Annotated in this window: 17 protein-coding genes; 9 read left to right on the top strand and 8 right to left on the bottom strand. The window is 45.5% G+C overall.

Annotation, left to right across the window (positions count from 1 at the left end; all coding sequences use genetic code 11):
- Positions 1–90: 90 nt before the first annotated feature.
- Positions 91–645: a sugar O-acetyltransferase gene (locus tag RA178_RS18285; RefSeq protein ID WP_113939050.1), complete on the bottom strand. Its 555-nt coding sequence runs from the start codon at positions 643–645 to the stop codon at positions 91–93.
- 78 nt (positions 646–723) lie between these two features.
- On the opposite strand from RA178_RS18285, the gene rsuA reads away from it, so the two are divergent.
- Positions 724–1476: a 16S rRNA pseudouridine(516) synthase RsuA gene (gene rsuA, locus RA178_RS18280; protein WP_306685426.1), complete on the top strand. Its 753-nt coding sequence runs from the start codon at positions 724–726 to the stop codon at positions 1474–1476.
- A gap of 71 nt (positions 1477–1547) precedes the next feature.
- Here rsuA and RA178_RS18275 read toward each other — a convergent pair whose 3' ends face one another.
- From RA178_RS18275 to RA178_RS18265, 3 genes are read right to left on the bottom strand one after another with little or no spacing between them, the layout of a single operon-like run.
- A complete protein-coding gene (locus RA178_RS18275; protein WP_131523739.1) occupies positions 1548–2504 on the bottom strand; it encodes a DUF4097 family beta strand repeat-containing protein in 957 nt (318 codons plus the stop codon).
- Positions 2501–3085, bottom strand: a complete 585-nt coding sequence (locus tag RA178_RS18270; RefSeq protein ID WP_105250153.1) for an anti-sigma factor — start codon at positions 3083–3085, stop codon at positions 2501–2503. The genes RA178_RS18275 and RA178_RS18270 overlap by 4 nt, the downstream gene beginning before the upstream one ends.
- Complete coding sequence (locus tag RA178_RS18265; RefSeq protein ID WP_105250152.1) at positions 3085–3618, bottom strand: RNA polymerase sigma factor; 534 nt, start codon at positions 3616–3618, stop codon at positions 3085–3087. The genes RA178_RS18270 and RA178_RS18265 overlap by 1 nt, the downstream gene beginning before the upstream one ends.
- 439 nt (positions 3619–4057) lie before the next feature.
- Here RA178_RS18265 and RA178_RS18260 point away from each other — a divergent pair, with 439 nt between their 5' ends.
- On the top strand, positions 4058–5920 hold the full coding sequence (locus tag RA178_RS18260) for a methyl-accepting chemotaxis protein (RefSeq protein WP_173496755.1): 1863 nt from the start codon (positions 4058–4060) through the stop codon (positions 5918–5920).
- A gap of 200 nt (positions 5921–6120) precedes the next feature.
- Here RA178_RS18260 and RA178_RS18255 read toward each other — a convergent pair whose 3' ends face one another.
- The 3 genes from RA178_RS18255 to lolB all read right to left on the bottom strand — a co-directional run bounded on the left by RA178_RS18255 (position 6121) and on the right by lolB (position 8681).
- Positions 6121–7068: a ribose-phosphate pyrophosphokinase gene (locus tag RA178_RS18255; protein ID WP_006080255.1), complete on the bottom strand. Its 948-nt coding sequence runs from the start codon at positions 7066–7068 to the stop codon at positions 6121–6123.
- A 112-nt stretch (positions 7069–7180) separates the two neighbouring features.
- Positions 7181–8035, bottom strand: coding sequence for a 4-(cytidine 5'-diphospho)-2-C-methyl-D-erythritol kinase (gene ispE / locus RA178_RS18250; protein WP_173242894.1), 855 nt, complete (start codon positions 8033–8035; stop codon positions 7181–7183).
- Between the two features lies 1 nt (position 8036).
- A complete protein-coding gene (gene lolB, locus RA178_RS18245) occupies positions 8037–8681 on the bottom strand; it encodes a lipoprotein insertase outer membrane protein LolB (protein ID WP_173242897.1) in 645 nt (214 codons plus the stop codon).
- A 253-nt stretch (positions 8682–8934) separates the two neighbouring features.
- On the opposite strand from lolB, the gene hemA reads away from it, so the two are divergent.
- The 3 genes from hemA to prmC are packed head-to-tail and all read left to right on the top strand — an operon-like array spanning position 8935 to position 12142.
- Positions 8935–10185: a glutamyl-tRNA reductase gene (gene hemA / locus RA178_RS18240; RefSeq protein ID WP_028761678.1), complete on the top strand. Its 1251-nt coding sequence runs from the start codon at positions 8935–8937 to the stop codon at positions 10183–10185.
- Between the two features lie 14 nt (positions 10186–10199).
- Entirely contained in the window at positions 10200–11291 is a 1092-nt protein-coding gene (gene prfA, locus RA178_RS18235) for a peptide chain release factor 1 (protein WP_113939045.1), read from the top strand.
- A gap of 2 nt (positions 11292–11293) precedes the next feature.
- The gene (prmC, locus tag RA178_RS18230) at positions 11294–12142 is read left to right on the top strand and encodes a peptide chain release factor N(5)-glutamine methyltransferase (RefSeq protein WP_113939044.1); all 849 of its coding nucleotides are present in this window, start codon (positions 11294–11296) and stop codon (positions 12140–12142) included.
- 135 nt (positions 12143–12277) lie between these two features.
- On the opposite strand, the gene RA178_RS18225 is transcribed toward prmC, so the two are convergent.
- Entirely contained in the window at positions 12278–12691 is a 414-nt protein-coding gene (locus tag RA178_RS18225; protein WP_263266262.1) for a GNAT family N-acetyltransferase, read from the bottom strand.
- A 119-nt stretch (positions 12692–12810) separates the two neighbouring features.
- On the opposite strand from RA178_RS18225, the gene RA178_RS18220 reads away from it, so the two are divergent.
- The 4 genes from RA178_RS18220 (at position 12811) to kdsA (ending at position 16305) form a co-directional block, all read left to right on the top strand.
- A complete protein-coding gene (locus RA178_RS18220) occupies positions 12811–13206 on the top strand; it encodes a SirB2 family protein (RefSeq protein WP_006080263.1) in 396 nt (131 codons plus the stop codon).
- A complete protein-coding gene (locus RA178_RS18215; RefSeq protein ID WP_105250146.1) occupies positions 13206–13994 on the top strand; it encodes a SirB1 family protein in 789 nt (262 codons plus the stop codon). Before RA178_RS18220 ends, RA178_RS18215 begins: the two co-directional genes overlap by 1 nt.
- Before the next feature lie 156 nt (positions 13995–14150).
- Positions 14151–15398, top strand: a complete 1248-nt coding sequence (locus RA178_RS18210) for a DUF819 family protein (protein WP_105250145.1) — start codon at positions 14151–14153, stop codon at positions 15396–15398.
- Between the two features lie 58 nt (positions 15399–15456).
- Entirely contained in the window at positions 15457–16305 is an 849-nt protein-coding gene (kdsA, locus tag RA178_RS18205; RefSeq protein WP_105250144.1) for a 3-deoxy-8-phosphooctulonate synthase, read from the top strand.
- Positions 16306–16427: the final 122 nt, after the last annotated feature.

Below are 16427 nucleotides of genomic sequence, written 5' to 3'. Positions count from 1 at the left end.
GTTAGCATATTTAAGTCAGTAGCTGCAAAGTAACCGTATGCAGGCCTTTTCAGGTAAGCGAGCACTTCGATTTATCATTTTAAAATAGGGTTAACTCAGTTGCCTAATTCGTTTTGCAGGGTTGCCTGCAACCACTGTTTTGGCTGCGACATTTTTAGTTACTACGGCGCCAGCACCAATGACGGCATCATCACCAATATTGATTCCTGGCATTATGATTGCGCCGCCGCCAATCCATACCCGTTTACCGATGTGAATCGCTTTAGCGGTTTCCAAACCTGAGCAACGTAGCTCGGCATCAAGTGGGTGACTTGAGGTATAAAACTGTACATTGGGGCCAATCATAGTCTGTTCATCAATAAAAATGGGGGCATTATCCTGCAAGGTGACATTCACATTGATGAACACTCTGTCAGCAAGAGTCAGATTGATGCCATAACTGATAAAAATCGGCGTGGAGATAGTTGCGACTGGCGATTTAAGGGGCAGAAGTTGTTGGCAGAGTTGGACGTACTCAGTGCTATTTTGAGCAATCGTTTGATTTAATTGTCGATTCAGTCGCTGCTGTTGTGTTCTTAAACTTAAGAGTTCGCTGTTAAGACAATCATATTCTTGGCCTGTGATCATCTTTTGGAATTCAGTCATAGCATCTTTCCCTATGGTGATTGCTGTCAATGCGTAAGGGCTAATATAGAAACACAGCTCGCGTTGAGCAGCAATTCTTTGCCCTTTGAACGGGTCGGCTTCATAATACGGCAGTTTTCTTTATTGAAGTTGAGTATTAACGTGCGTTTAGACAAATTTATCTGTGAGAGTACCTCACTGACTCGCTCATTAGCGAAAAAAGCCCTGCATCGCGGTGATATTACTTGTGATGGTTTAGTCGTTAAAGACTCGGGTTTTAAAGTGACTGAAGGTATATGTGTTTGCCTTGAAGGCGAGCCGATTGTCTTAGTGGGCGAGCGTTATTTAATACTTAACAAACCGGTAGACACTATTTGCTCGACGATAGATGAAACCTACCCTTCGGTATTGAGCTTAGTGGATGTGCCTAAGCCAGAAACTCTGCACATTGCTGGTCGTTTAGATGCCGATACTACAGGGCTAGTGTTGATTACCAGTGATGGTCAATGGTCGCATAAGATCACCTCACCGAAGAAAGAATGTGGCAAACGCTATTTAGTGCAACTCGCTGAGCCTGTGGATGCTAGTTTGATTGCGGTATTTGCCGCTGGCGTTGAATTGCGCGGTGAAGATGGTCTAACTAAGCCAGCGTTACTGGAGATTATTGATCCACAATTAGTGCGATTAACCATCACCGAAGGTAAGTATCATCAAGTGAAGCGTATGTTTGCCGCTGTGGGCAATCATGTGCAAGGGTTGCATCGTGAAAGTGTAGGGCAAATTGAATTAGACCCCACCTTAGCACTGGGTGAATGGCGATATTTGACGGCTGAAGAGATAGCTTCAGTCTGATGAGTTTGATATAAAAAATGCCGCCCGAGTTTTACTTTGGCGGCATTTTTATTTGTGCTAAATAGCTTTTATTACTGTTTCTTTAAAATCAGATGACCGCTGATGGTATTCATCTTCACGTTGGCTGCACCAGAGCCTGTTTGGAATGATAACTCTGTGCTTGGTACATATTTTTGTTTTTGCGGTACATCTTGGGTTAAACCGTTGTTGATTTTTCCACCAGGACCACCATCTAAGTTGAAGCTTGCATCGGGAACATCATTAAAGATCACGGTAATATCGCCACTCACACTTTCTAAATTCGCTTTGTTGAAGTTTTTAGCGAGTGACACTTGTGAATCTCCGCTGACGGTTCTGAGCTCGATTTCCTTGGTGACACTAAAGTTAGCATTCACTTCACCTGAGACTTGTTCAATCGTGACTTTTTCTGCTTGAGTGTGGCTTTTTAAGTCACCGCTAACGAGGCGATAATTCATTTCTCCTTTACTGTCAGTGTCCTGAATCGTGCCGGATACGGTTTCTAATTTGATTTTTCCATCAAGTGCTTTGGTCGTGATATCACCAGAGACTGTATGTAACTCAGGTTTACCACTTAAGTTGTTGGCGTTGATATTGCCGCTTACCGTATTCAAATCTAGTTCACCTTGAGTTTCGGCAACTTGCAGATTGGCAGAGATGGTATCTGCACTGAGTTTAACCGTTTTTGGGACTTTAATGGTGAGCTGTGATCCTTTGTCATTATTGCCATTATAGTGGCGAGGCATTTTGTCTTCGATATTGAGACTATTTCCCTGTTGCTCAAACACAAAGCCTTCGCTCAATTCATCTAATGTACCAGTGACACTCACTTCACTCTTGTCCCATGTTTGAATGGTCACATCACCGCGTTGGACTTTGATCTGCAGTTGAGTGTCGCTGCTGACACTTAACTGTTTATCAACGCTTTGTGCTGCTAACACATTGCCCATTAAGCCTAAACAGAGTGTCGAAACCAATAGGCTAGCTTTAGTGAGATTGCGGTTACTCATAGGGTGTTTCCTTGTGTCGAGTTTCTAATGGGTAATTTTTGGCCCTGTTGTAATAGGTCGAGCTCACGCTGCTGCACCCAAAGCCACAGTTGCCAAAGTTGTTTATCGGTTGGATTCGCTTGTAAAGCTTGGTAAATCTGTGTTGCCGCGAGCCTTAGCTCAGTTAAACCTTGCTCAACGGGTGCGCTGAAGCTGCTCGTTTGCCACATTAGCGCATTTGGCGCCTGTTCTAGGTTGTCCACTTGCGCTTGGTGTGATGTTGCAATTTGGGTTAGTAATAAATGTAAGGCCGCATCCCCTGGTTGCTCTGGCATAGCTTGGTTCTGGGCAAGCTCTGTCTGCTGCATTATGAATGAGTTGAAATAGGGCAATTGGGTATATCCCAATGCCGCTAGAATAATAAACGAAGCCGCTATCGCCCAAGCGTGACTCTTCTGGGATTTGTACGTTTGGGCTATCAGCGTTTTATCCATGCGTTTTTCAATGCCTTGCCACAGATCATGTGTAGGCGACATCTCTTTGGGCGCGCTATTGATCAATTGCTCAAGCTGTTGTTCACGGGAAAGCGGCGTTAACGTCATTACAGCATCTCCTGTAGTAGTTGCTTAGCTCTATGGTATTGGGTCTTGCTGGTGCCGACGGCAATACCAAGTAAGTCAGCGATTTCATCATGTTGATAACCTTCGATTGCACAGAGTACGAAAACCATGCGAGCGCGTTCTGGCAGTTTGAAAATTAACTTATCTAATCCGCTATAGCTGCTATCAGAGCTTAAGGGCTCAGTTTCATGTTCCAGCGGAATAAATCGTGACCAAAAGGACTTTTGTTTACGAATGCTGCTCAATGCTTGATTGACACAAATACTGTGTAACCAAGTGGAAAACTGACTCTCACCTCGAAATTGTGGCAACTTCTGCCACACTAAAATAAAACACTCTTGGGTAATTTCTTCGGCCATAGCGCTATGGCCGCAAAGGCGCAGTGATAGGGCGTAAATACGTTGGTAATGGCTTTGATACAGCAACTTGAAGGCAGTTTTGTCTCCTTGGCTCGCTAAGGTGACCAGTTCAAAGTCAGACATTGAGCCATTGAGTGGGAGGATCCCTGCTGTCACTGTAATTTCCTGCCATAATGATTGAGTGTTGTAGTTTTGACGCAGTGGGCGCTACAAAAGGTTTGGAACCTTAAAAAATATATTTTATTTAGATCAATTATCCAGCGTAACATTTTTGTAATTTGTAGTAGAATTCGCCCGAAAAAGTACTGCTAAGCTAATGAAGTAATTCATTTTATATCAATTGATATTATGACACTTACATCTGCTTTGAGACGGTATATTTAACGTAATTAAAACGAAATACTTTGTAGTAACGGTAGGGTATCACCCTGAAGAACTAAGTTAAAAATAATGCGGTACTCACAGTATGGGAGCTTAAATCGACAAGCTATCAAAGTATTTGATGTGAACTTTTAATGTATTGCTATGTTTGCGCTGTTAAAGGCTTAATTTCCAGCTATCTTTTTAAGATAGATTATATATTCGGGGACTTTCTATGCTAATCCGCTCAAAGTTGTTACTCAGTGCTGCAGTGTCTATTTCGGCACTAATTGCCATGTTTGGATTACAACTCTATTCAAATTCGGTGAAATCGGAACTTTCTAACGCGGCTCAAAGTGTGCTTGATTTAGAGCGCGACGTCTTAATTTTGCGTAAAAATGAAAAGGACTTTTTCGCTCGCAAGGATTTGAAATATGTCGAGCTGCATAAGCAAAGCCACATGGCAATCGACAGTATTGTCCCTGAGTTAGAGAAAGTCTTTAAAGAATATGGGGTATCGACTGCCTCACTTGAAAGTTTTGACCGTAATTTAAATCAGTATCAAGCCGCTTTTTCTGAAGTGGTGCAGCTACAACAAGAGATTGGCTTAACACCTAAAACAGGTTTGTACGGTACGTTACGAGCTGCGGTGCATAACGTTGAAACGCTACTCAAGGAATTTGATCAGCCCGCACTCGAAGCCGCAATGCTGCAACTTAGGCGTAACGAAAAGGATTTTATGCTGCGTCGTGAGCTAAGTTATGTCGAAACCTTCGATACTAATATTAGTAAGTTTAATGACAAGCTTCATGCCTCGAGTATCGATATTGATACTCAACGAAAAATTGAAGAGCTTATTACTCAATATCAAAAGGATTTCAAAAGCTTAATTAATAAAGAACAGCAGCTTGGTTTGACCGAAAATGACGGTACTATGGCGCGAGTTTTAGCTGCAAACCAGCAAACTGAGAGCAGTACGAGTGACTTGAAAAATTTGGCTCTTAAGGCCATTGATGATGCTGAGAGTAGTAGCGTTAATGTCGGTATTACTGTGTTTATCTTTATTGCGTTACTACTATCAATCATTACCTACTTGATTATCCGCAGTATTATCGCGCCGGTTGAGCGTATCACGCAGATCATTTCTCGCATCGAGGTGAGTAAAGATCTGACATTGAGGTGCGATGCCTCCACCCAAGATGAACTCGGTGAAATTGCACAGCATTTCAATAGCATGGTGAGTAGCTTCCAACAGTTGATTGAGCAAGTGATTGAGTCGGTCGCAACGATTAACACTTCCTGTAAACGTGTTTCAGAAAATGCCATGCTCGCCTCCGAAGGTGTGGGCCAACAACTTAATGAGACCGACATGGTCGCAACAGCAATCACTGAGATGGGCGCAACGATTGAGGAAATCGCTAAAACAACCGAATTAGCGGCATCAAAAGCGGGTCAGACCCACGATAATGCCCAAAGTGGTCAATTAGAGGTTGAGCAAACGATACATAAAATCCAGTCACTTGCTGAGCAGTTGAATAGCTCAGCAGCGGTCGTTAACGAATTGGAACGTGACAGCGAGACTATTGGTAGCGTGCTAGATGTGATCCGCGGCATTGCTGAGCAGACTAACCTTTTAGCCTTGAACGCCGCGATTGAAGCGGCGCGTGCGGGTGAGCAGGGCCGTGGTTTTGCTGTGGTTGCCGATGAAGTGCGTAACTTAGCGATGCGGACGCAATCGTCAACCCAAGAGATTGCTAACATCATTCAAACCCTGCAGACGCGTACCCGATCGATTGTGCAATTGATGGAATCTAGCCAAAAACAAGGCGTTGAAAGCGCTGAACAAGCGGCAAGTGCTGGCGCTTTATTGAAGCTTATCAATAACGACGTGCGTAATATTATGGACATGAGCACTCAAATTGCGGCGGCTATTGAAGAGCAAAGTATGGTGGCGGCTGAAGTGAACAAGAACGTGGTGGTGATCCGCGATATCGCTGAGGAGTCATCCCATGCGGCAGATGCAAATGCGTCCGCATCGGATGAGCTTAAGGCGCAGGCTGAGTTCTTATTCCGTGCGGTGAGTAATTTTAAAATCTAATGCGTAGAAGCCAGTTTACATCTGATGATCAGAAGCTGGCTTTAAAAATACACTAACAAAAACGCACTCCGAGGAGTGCGTTTTTATGTCTGAGTAATTAGCTCTGCAAGCCTAGTGATTCGTTAAAACAGTAAGCTGTGCATCGGAACCACTCAGATTAGTCAGAACGTTCAGTAACAGAACTATTCGCGACGTAACTATTAGTGACGGAACATGGCAGAAATAGACTCTTCGTTGCTTACGCGACGAATTGCCTCAGCCAGTACCGCAGACATAGTTAACTGAGTTACTTTAGCCACTTTCAACATTTCTGGGCTTAAAGGAACAGTATCAGTCACAATCACTTCATCAATCACTGAGTTAGCGATATTTTCAGCCGCTTTGCCAGAGAACACTGGGTGAGTTGCGTAAGCAAATACGCGGTTCGCACCATGTTCTTTTAAGGCTTCAGCCGCTTTACACAGAGTGCCGCCTGTGTCGATCATATCGTCAACGATAATGCAGTCACGACCTTGAACATCACCAATGATGTGCATAACTTGCGCAACGTTCGCTTGTGGGCGACGTTTATCAATGATCGCTAAATCAGAATCATCCAACAGTTTTGCTACTGCGCGAGCGCGAACAACACCACCGATGTCTGGAGAAACAACGACTGGATTATCTAAGTTCTTCGCTAACATATCTTCTAGTAGCACTGGGCTACCAAATACGTTATCAACAGGAACGTCGAAGAAACCTTGGATTTGCTCAGCGTGCAGGTCACAGGTCAGAACGCGGTCAACACCCACGCTAGACAGGAAATCGGCAACCACTTTTGCAGTAATAGGTACACGGGCGCTACGAACGCGACGGTCTTGACGAGCATAACCAAAGTAAGGAATAACAGCTGTGATACGGCCAGCAGATGCACGGCGCAGCGCGTCAACCATCACGATGAGTTCCATCAGGTTGTCGTTTGTCGGCGCACAAGTGGATTGGATGATGAACACATCGGCCCCACGTACATTTTCGTTAATTTGGACACTGATTTCACCATCGCTGAAACGACCAACCACTGCGTCTCCGAGTTTGCAAAATAGACGATCGGCTATCTTTTTAGCGAGACTGGGGGTGGCGTTCCCAGCAAAGAGCTTGATGTCGGGCACTGTATGAACCTCAGGCGTTTGCTTTATATTTTAGTGGCTAGAGTAACGACGATGTAGGGACGGGAGGAACCCGAGGCGTTATCGTTAAGTGGTTACTCTAGAAGAAAGTAGTTTAAGGGTGACTGAGTCGCGTGATGAGCGGCGAAAGATTCATCCCTTGTGCAACAAATCCTTGCATTTCAGACGGTAATTTCGCCAAGGCTGCGAGAGCTTGTTGCTTTTGTGTGAATTCCCCGAACACGCATGCGCCTGTTCCTGTCATTCTCGACGGCGCATATTCTAGCAGCCAGCCTAATGCCTTGGCAACTTGAGGGTATTTAGAAACGACTAGTTTTTGACAATCATTTGCCCAAGGTTGGTTCATTAAGGTATCTATGGCCAGTTTCGGGGTATCACGTGGTAAAAGTGGATCTTGGAATACTTCAGCGGTGGAAACATGGGCATCGGGTGCGATGATTAAGTACCAAGGCTCACTCGGATTTACCGCTTGCAAGCGTTCACCTACACCTTCGGCAAAAGCGGCGAAACCATGAATAAAAACAGGAATATCGGCACCAAGTTTAAGGCCGATTTTAGCCAGTTCTTCGGTCGATAATTGGGTGTTCCATAACGTGTTCAGTGCCACTAAGGTGGTGGCAGCATCTGACGAGCCGCCACCTAAACCTCCGCCCATGGGTAGACGTTTATCCAACCAGATTTCGGCGCCGCCAGTAAAGCCTGTGATTTGTTGTAATGATTTTGCGGCTCGCAGAATTAAGTTATCGCTATCGGCGACAACATTAGAGATATTGGAGTGCAAAATCAGTTCTGCGGTTTCAGTGACCTTAAAATCGAGCATGTCACAGTAATCAATAAACTGAAACAAGGTTTGCAGTTCATGATAACCATCTGCGCGGCGACCATTCACGTGTAAGAATAAGTTAAGCTTGGCTGGTGCTGGCCAATGGCGTGAAATTGCTGCGGGCATGCTAAGGTTTCTCTTCGAGTATGATTGCAGGCTTGCCGAGGGCTTGCCATTGATTCAATTGTAGTTTGAGTTGTAAGTCACCACGCTCAAGCTTTAATTGATGGGGCACGTTGGCGCCGCTCTGGGATTGCCAACTTAAAAATGTGACCTGCCAAGGCGGTGGGGTTTGAGTGTTCGTGAGCTGTTTAGGTTTGCCTTGGCTATCGCTTTCAAGTACTTGATCATTCAGGCCAACTTGACCAGTGATCCACAAAGGTAAATCGGCCAAGGGGATGGACCAACCGCTGACGCGCTCGAGTAAACGCTGGGCATTATCGTCGCGAAAATCTTTGCCATCGATATGTAAATGGGCAGAGTTCGAGGTTGAATTAAGCGTCAACACAGTTGTACCTAGCATAGTCGTGAGTGTGAGTTCATCGCGATCTTCACTGTGGCGCCAGTAGATATTGGCACTGAGTTTATCGTCGGGAGTTTTTATCGCGAGTTTTCCCTGTAATTCCCAAGCTTTGGCTTGGCGCGCATCATTGACTGTGATTGGGCTTAAGTCAGTCATCGGCGGCAAGGTTTCACACCCCGCCAGCAAGAGTAGGGCGCTTAAGGTAAAACAAGAGAAAATGGTTTTTGTGAGGCGCTTCAAATTATTCATCTATGACTGATATACCAAAGTCCTTATGATACGAGGGCTTGGAAAGAATACCAATGCCAAACGTAAAATTTCCATCGGCGGTCACTTAGATTTGCTCCCTTGGGGCAAATTTTGCCTTACCTATTATTGATAGAAAATTTAGGTAAGAAGTTAGACCTTTATTCGGTTTTGTTAAGCGTATTCTGTTTTTAGTTGGGCCAATTCAGTAGAATGCCCTTATTAAGAGAGTCGCCAAGAATCTAGAAAGAGTCAGATGAGCCTTGTAGCAATCGGTATTAACCATAAAACAGCCACGGTAGACCTGCGTGAGAAAGTTGCCTTCTCTCCGGACAAAATTCATGATGCTATGAAGAGTCTGGCCAGTCGTACACGCTCGGGTGAAGCCGTTATTGTCTCAACCTGTAATCGCACTGAGTTGTATTGCAACAACGGCGATGAGGCCGACATTATTGCGTGGCTTGAAGAATATCACGGCCTAGATCATGAGGATGTAGCACCTTGTCTCTATAATTATCACGGTCAAGATGCCGTAAGGCATTTGATGCGTGTGGCCTCTGGGCTCGATTCGTTGATCTTGGGTGAGCCGCAGATTCTCGGTCAAGTAAAGCAAGCGTTTGTTAAGGCCAAAGAGGCTGGTACGGTTGCACTAACCATAGATAGACTCTTTCAGAACACTTTTTCAGTCGCTAAGAAAGTCCGCACTGACACTGAAATTGGCGCCGCTGCAGTTTCTGTGGCATTTGCCGCGGTAAGCATGGCGAAACATATTTTCTCATCGATATCGACCACTAAAGTACTGTTGATTGGCGCAGGTGAAACCATAGAACTGGTTGCGAAGCATCTTAAAGATAACGGCGTGGCTTCAATGGTCGTAGCAAATCGGACGTTAGAACGTGCCCAAGGCATGTGCGAGGAGTTTGGCGCAACAGCAATTACACTGGCGCAGATACCAGATTATCTCCCAAAAGCCGATATCGTGATATCCTCTACCGCCAGCCCTCTGCCTATCCTAGGTAAAGGCATGGTCGAAAAAGCGCTAAAGCAGCGTCGCCATCAACCTATGTTATTGGTTGATATAGCAGTTCCCCGGGATATTGAGCCGGAAGTCGCCGATTTGGATGACGCGTTTCTGTATACAGTGGACGACCTGCATAGCATTATTGAACAGAATATGGCTTCTCGAAAAGAAGCCGCCGAGCAAGCTGAAGTAATTACTGAAGAACAATCTTTCCTATTTATGGATTGGATCCGTTCTTTAGAGTCGGTCGACAGTATTCGCGAGTATCGCAGCCAGAGCATGGCGGTAAAAGATGAGTTAGTGGAACGCGCCTTGAATAAATTAGCCCAGGGCTCAGACACTGAGCAGGTATTGATTGAACTAGCCAATCGCCTGACCAACAAACTTATCCACGCACCGACACAGGCCCTCACGGCAGCGAGTCGTCAGGGCGATTTGAATACTCTCGGTCAGTTAAGATCAGCGCTTGGATTAGATAAAAACTAAGGTTAGCGAGTTAAATGAAGGAATCCGTTATCCGCAAGCTGGAAGGCTTGCTCGAGCGCAATGAAGAAGTCATGGCTTTGCTGGGTGATGCTAGCGTCATTTCCGATCAAGACAGGTTTCGTGCGTTATCGAAAGAATATGCTCAGTTAGAAGACGTTGTTGCTGGCTTTAAAGCCTATCAGCAAGCGCAGGCCGATCTCGATTCTGCCAAAGAAATGCTGGAAGAAGACGATGCTGAAATGCGTGAAATGGCGCAGGAAGAGATGAAAGCCGCTAAGGCCAAACTCGAGCAGCTCGAAGACGAATTGCAAATTCTATTATTGCCAAAAGATCCTGACGACGATAAAAACGCCTTCGTTGAGATCCGCGCTGGTGCAGGCGGCGATGAAGCGGCTATTTTTGCCGGTGACTTATTCCGCATGTACAGCCGTTATGCTGAAGCGAATCGCTGGCAGATCGAAATCATGAGCTGCAACGAAGGCGAACATGGTGGCTTTAAAGAAGTGATCATGAAGGTCAGCGGTGAAGGCGTATACGGCAAACTTAAGTTTGAATCCGGCGGCCACCGTGTACAGCGTGTGCCAGAAACCGAATCCCAAGGACGTGTGCATACTTCAGCGGTTACTGTTGTGGTACTTCACGAAGTGCCTGAAGCGGAAGCGATTTCAATCAATCCAGCCGATCTGAAAGTTGATACTTATCGTTCATCGGGTGCGGGTGGTCAGCATGTTAACAAAACTGACTCAGCTATTCGAATCACTCATATTCCTACCGGGATCGTGGTGGAATGCCAAGATCAACGTTCGCAGCATAAGAACCGTGCCCAAGCCATGAGTGTACTGGCCGCACGTATTCAAGCTGTTGAAGACGAAAAACGCCGTAGCGCCGAAGAATCGACCCGTCGTAGTCTGGTTGCTAGTGGCGATCGCTCCGAACGTGTACGTACTTATAACTTCCCGCAAGGCCGCGTGAGCGAACACCGCATCAACTTGACTTTATATCGCTTGAACGAAGTGATGGAAGGCGATCTCGATGCTATTTTATTGCCTCTGATGCAAGAACATCAAGCCGATCAGTTAGCCGCACTGGCTGACGAGCAGGGGTAATTTTGTCAGATCAATCTAGCATAGCCGAAGCCCTGCAATGGGCTTATGTGCAGTTAGCATCAACCTCTGAATCCGCTCATCTGGATGCAGAGGTTTTGTTGTTATATTGCCTCAATAAAAGTCGCAGCTATTTATACACTTGGCCTGAAAAATCCTTGACGGTTGAGCAGTGGAAACGCTTCCAGCAAATGGTGCAGAAACGCCAAAAGGGCGTGCCTGTGGCACATATTGTCGGTGAGCGCGAATTTTGGTCGTTGCCTTTTATCGTGAACGACACCACTTTGATCCCGCGTCCTGATACGGAAATTCTGGTCGAAACTGCATTGAACATGCCGCTTTCCACCTACGCCAAAGTGCTCGATTTAGGCACTGGTACTGGGGCAATTGCGCTGGCGTTGGCGTCTGAGCGTGAGTCATGGCAAATCACCGCGGTCGATAAAGTCGATGATGCCGTGGCTTTGGCTATCGCGAACCGCGAGAACTTAAAGCTGCCACAGGTCGAAATTCTCCAGAGTGACTGGTTCAGTGCCGTAAAGTCGCGGGACTTTGATTTAATCGTCTCAAATCCGCCCTATATTGATGAAGCTGACGAACACTTGCACCAAGGTGACGTGCGTTTCGAGCCCCAAAGCGCGTTAACCGCCGCCGAGGAAGGCTTTGCCGATCTTTATTATATTGCCAACACAGCTCGAGATTACTTAAAGCCTAACGGCTATATCCTGCTCGAACATGGTTTTGAGCAGGCTGTGAAACTGAGGGCTAAGCTTATCGAACTGGGCTACGAGAATGTCGCCACAGTGCGAGACTTTGGCAGTAATGATAGATGCACTATGGGCAAATGGGCAGAGTAATAACTCTGCTTTAAGTGAAGATATTTACCTAGTTATGCCGATTTATCGAACGCCATTGGTTATTGCTAATGGCGTTTTTGTCTTCTATAGGGCGACCTTAAGTTGGTGTAAGGTGAAGATCCCAAACCTTAAACATCACAACACTTTTACCATAAAGAATTTACTGCCGGTTTCTGGGTAGGCTTGTTGTATCCACTGCACGCGATAGTCGTGGCGCTCATAAAAGGGCTTAGCTTGAAAATCTAAGGTATCGAGTAGAGCAAATTGGCAGCCGCGTTCTTTTGCTTGGCTTTCTGCAGCTAACAATAAGTGCGTGCCGATACTTTGGTGTCTTAAAGAATCATCGACCCACAGATAATCGATTAACAACCAATTGCCGAAGGTTTTACCGCTGATCCCTGCTAACAGTTTACCTTCGGAGTCCTGTAGTTTGAGGCCGAGATTTTTACGGCTAAGCCCCTGCCATTTGACTTGGTTGAACTCGACAATTTTTTGTTTTACAGCGTCGGCGAACTCGGTTGATTCATCGTTAATTAAGCTTAAATTCATCGTCACTTCTCGTTTGATTTTTTATGATGTTAGCTCTGAATATCTAGGCTGATAGGCATTGGTATGCCGCCAAGGATTAGGGTAAACTAGCGCCTTTGTCACTGGCCATAAGTATCGTAATGGAAACTTTTTACAGTCTATATCCTGCGGTTAAACATCTGCATTTTACCTTTATCGCGTTGAGCGTGTTACTGCTTACCGTTCGCTTTGTCCTGCATCTGCGCCAATCGGCTCTGATGGAGAAGAAACTGCTCAAGATAGCGCCCCATGTTATCGACACTTTCCTACTGCTGTCGGGCTTAACTTTGTGTTTTATGATCCAGCAATTTCCTTTTGTGGATCCTTGGATGACCGAAAAAATCGGTGCTGTAGTTGCTTACATTGTCCTAGGTGCCATTGCCATAAAAGCGAACAGAAACAAATTGTTCAAAGTGTTTGCTTACTTAGGCGCGATAGGTTGGTTGGTTTATGCTGCTAAATTGGCTCATTTTAAACAAGCGGTATTATTGGGTTAATGGGTAACTACACTCTGCAAGATGGCATTTCATTGCCCGAGTCGGCATTGGATGTAGGTGCGCACCTTGGATTTTCTAAACTTGAAGCCGCTAAATGGGCTTGGTTTGAAATGGCGGGAGCCGTATTAAGTCATTACTTGGTTGATCAACAACAGCGTTTTAATGCGCTGTTGCATTGGTTTTACGAGGATTTAGGTTTTTGTGTTCGTGAGAACTACTTCAGTACAGAGGCGGCAGATTTAGGTACTTGCTTAATTAGTCGCCAAGGTAATAGTACAACGCTGGCGACGGTATTGATGTTGCTGGCGAAGCAGTTAGATCTTGAACTCGAACCCATATTGCTACCTGGCAATACGGTGCTGCGTTGTAAGATTGGCGGTGAAGTGAGTTATTTGGATCCTTTAACGGGCAAGGAACTCACCCGTCACCAGTTGCACGTGTTAGTGCGCGGCGAGTTAGGTAATGCTGCTGAGCTTAAGGCGAGTTACTTAAAGCCTGCAACGGTGAAAAAACTGCTGACGCGTATGCTGCATGAGCTTAAGGCGGGTTGCATAGTGTCGCATCAATTTGAGGCAGCGATGGAGTGTTGCAGCCTGCTGTTGCAATGGCATGTTGACGATGTGCATTTGAATCGTGAGCGGGCGTTTATTGCACAGCAGTTGGGTTGTATTAATGTGGCCGCCGCCGATCTGCAGCATTTTGTTGATAATAGTCCTCACGATCCCGTGATCGAGATAGTGAAGATGCAGCTCAAAGAATTAAACGAACACGCCGAGGTTTATCACTAAAGCAGAGCCTTTCGGGGCTCTTCTTATTTATTCAACTTTTATTAACGAATTCAATCCGCAAAAATAATAACACTGGGCAGATGGAAGTTTGACCCAGGGACTTAAAAGTTAAGTCTCTAATAAAAATAATAACTGTATCAACAGGGAGAAATTAGCATGACAAGCACGGCTTTAGTGACGAACGATGCCACGGCGTTAGGAATACTCGCGACAATTCTAGGTTTTGTATTTTATACCAGTAGCAGTAGTCATCCTTTTTGGCAGAAGTTTTATCGTTTTATTCCCGCCCTTTTATTGTGCTATTTCTTGCCATCGTTATTGAATACCTTTGGGGTAATCGATGGTAATACCTCACAACTGTATTTTGTAGCATCCCGTTATTTGCTGCCAGCTTGTTTAGTCTTATTGATTTTAAGCGTTGATTTAAAAGCTATTTTAAGTTTAGGGCCGAAAGCTTTGATCATGTTTTTAACCGGCACTGTCGGTATCGTTATCGGCGGCCCTATCGCCTTGTTGCTGGTGTCGGTTATTGAACCTTCTTTAATTGGGGTCGATGGCCCCGATGCGGTATGGCGTGGTATGACGACCTTAGCGGGGAGCTGGATTGGTGGGGGCGCAAACCAAGCTGCAATGAAAGAGATTTATGACGTGGGCGGTAATATTTTCTCTGTGATGGTGACAGTCGATGTGATAGTCGCCAATATTTGGATGGCAGTGCTGCTGTTTCTTGCCTCAAAAGCGAAAGAGATCGATGCTAAAACCGGTGCAGATACTTCTGCTATTGAAGCGTTAAAAGATAAAGTTGAAAAGTATCACGCTGAAAATGCACGCATTCCTAATCTGCGCGATCTTATGCTGATTGTCGCTGTAGGCTTTGGTATCACAGGTATTGCTCATATCGCCGCTGATTTTCTGGGGCCATTTTTTGAAGTGAACTATCCTTGGACCGCAGATTACAGTTTAACCTCTAAATTCTTCTGGCTAGTGGTGATAGTCACAACGATTGGTTTGGCGATGTCATTCAGCCCAGTGCGTCATTTAGAGGCGGCGGGGGCATCAAAAGTGGCTTCAGCCTTCCTTTACATCTTAGTTGCGACCATTGGTCTACATATGGATGTGAGTAAGGTGCTTGATACGCCATTGTACTTTTTAATTGGTATTGTGTGGATGATCGTTCACGCAAGCTTTATGTTATTGGTGGCTAAGCTGATTAAAGCCCCGTTATTTTATATGGCCGTAGGCAGCCAAGCGAATGTGGGCGGTGCTGCGTCGGCCCCTGTAGTTGCGGCGGCATTTCACCCCGCATTAGCACCCGTGGGCGTACTGTTAGCCGTATTAGGTTATGCGTTAGGAACCTATATGGCATGGATTTGTGGTCAAATTTTACAGTTAGTTGCGGTATAACCGCCTTAGCTCCTATTCACCGCTGGGAAAGGTTCCAGCATTTTAGAGAGAAGTTGCGATGAGTAATAAAATCATAAACCTAGGTTCAATCGAGATTGCCAACGATAAACCTTTCGTGTTGTTTGGTGGCATGAACGTGCTTGAGTCTCGCGATCTCGCTATGTCGATTGCTGAAACCTACGCCGAAGTGACTCAAAAGTTGGGGATCCCTTATATATTTAAGGCGTCTTTTGATAAGGCGAATCGTTCTTCGATTAACTCTTACCGCGGTCCAGGTATGGAGGAAGGCTTAAAGATTTTTGAAGAGATTAAAAAGACCTTTAATTTACCTTTGATCACCGACGTGCATGAAGTGCATCAGTGTGCGCCAGTGGCAGAAGTAGTTGATATTATTCAGTTACCTGCATTTCTAGCACGCCAGACTGATTTGGTTGTCGCGATGGCAAAAACTGGCGCTATCATCAATGTGAAAAAGCCACAGTTTTTAGCACCACATGAAATGCGCCATATCATCACTAAGTTTAACGAAGCGGGTAATGACGAGATCATCCTGTGTGAACGTGGTTCAAGCTTTGGATATAACAACTTAGTCGTTGATATGTTGGGTATGGACGAGATGAAGCAATCTGGCTATCCGGTGATTTTCGATGCGACCCATGCGCTGCAACGCCCTGGTGGTCGTGCAGATTCAGCGGGTGGACGTCGCGCACAGGCAACCGAGTTAGCGCGCAGTGGTATGGCGCTGGGTTTAGCGGGTCTATTTATTGAGGCGCACCCCGATCCTGATAACGCTAAGTGTGATGGCCCATGTGCGCTGCCTTTGCATCAGTTAGAAAATTATCTGAAGCAAATGAAAGCAATTGACGATTTGGTGAAATCCTTCGAGCCAATCGATACCAGTAAGTAATCGCAAGCTAAGACTTAATGAATTAGTGACTTAATCCCAAAGCCTCGACTCGTTCGGGGTTTTTGTTTTTCAGTCGAGGAATGTGATTGGTATAGCCCCGTAGCTATCTGAAACATTAATGT

The organism is Shewanella oncorhynchi (assembly GCF_030848765.1).
Taxonomy (GTDB): domain Bacteria; phylum Pseudomonadota; class Gammaproteobacteria; order Enterobacterales; family Shewanellaceae; genus Shewanella; species Shewanella oncorhynchi.
Note: the sequence above shows the minus strand (reverse complement) of the source record. Positions and strands in the feature narration are given on the sequence as shown.

Bases quoted from the DNA above. Each gene is read 5' to 3' on its own strand.
- kdsA (WP_105250144.1), top strand. From the start codon at position 15,457: ATGAGTAATAAAATCATAAACCTAGGTTCAATCGAGATTGCCAACGAT.
- RA178_RS18225 (WP_263266262.1), bottom strand. From the start codon at position 12,691: ATGAATTTAAGCTTAATTAACGATGAATCAACCGAGTTCGCCGACGCT.
- ispE (WP_173242894.1), bottom strand. From the start codon at position 8,035: ATGCCCGCAGCAATTTCACGCCATTGGCCAGCACCAGCCAAGCTTAAC.
- prfA (WP_113939045.1), top strand. From the start codon at position 10,200: ATGAAGGAATCCGTTATCCGCAAGCTGGAAGGCTTGCTCGAGCGCAAT.
- lolB (WP_173242897.1), bottom strand. From the start codon at position 8,681: ATGAATAATTTGAAGCGCCTCACAAAAACCATTTTCTCTTGTTTTACC.
- RA178_RS18220 (WP_006080263.1), top strand. From the start codon at position 12,811: ATGGAAACTTTTTACAGTCTATATCCTGCGGTTAAACATCTGCATTTT.
- RA178_RS18285 (WP_113939050.1), bottom strand. From the start codon at position 645: ATGACTGAATTCCAAAAGATGATCACAGGCCAAGAATATGATTGTCTT.
- RA178_RS18275 (WP_131523739.1), bottom strand. From the start codon at position 2,504: ATGAGTAACCGCAATCTCACTAAAGCTAGCCTATTGGTTTCGACACTC.
- hemA (WP_028761678.1), top strand. From the start codon at position 8,935: ATGAGCCTTGTAGCAATCGGTATTAACCATAAAACAGCCACGGTAGAC.
- RA178_RS18210 (WP_105250145.1), top strand. From the start codon at position 14,151: ATGACAAGCACGGCTTTAGTGACGAACGATGCCACGGCGTTAGGAATA.
- RA178_RS18270 (WP_105250153.1), bottom strand. From the start codon at position 3,085: ATGACGTTAACGCCGCTTTCCCGTGAACAACAGCTTGAGCAATTGATC.
- RA178_RS18215 (WP_105250146.1), top strand. From the start codon at position 13,206: ATGGGTAACTACACTCTGCAAGATGGCATTTCATTGCCCGAGTCGGCA.
- RA178_RS18260 (WP_173496755.1), top strand. From the start codon at position 4,058: ATGCTAATCCGCTCAAAGTTGTTACTCAGTGCTGCAGTGTCTATTTCG.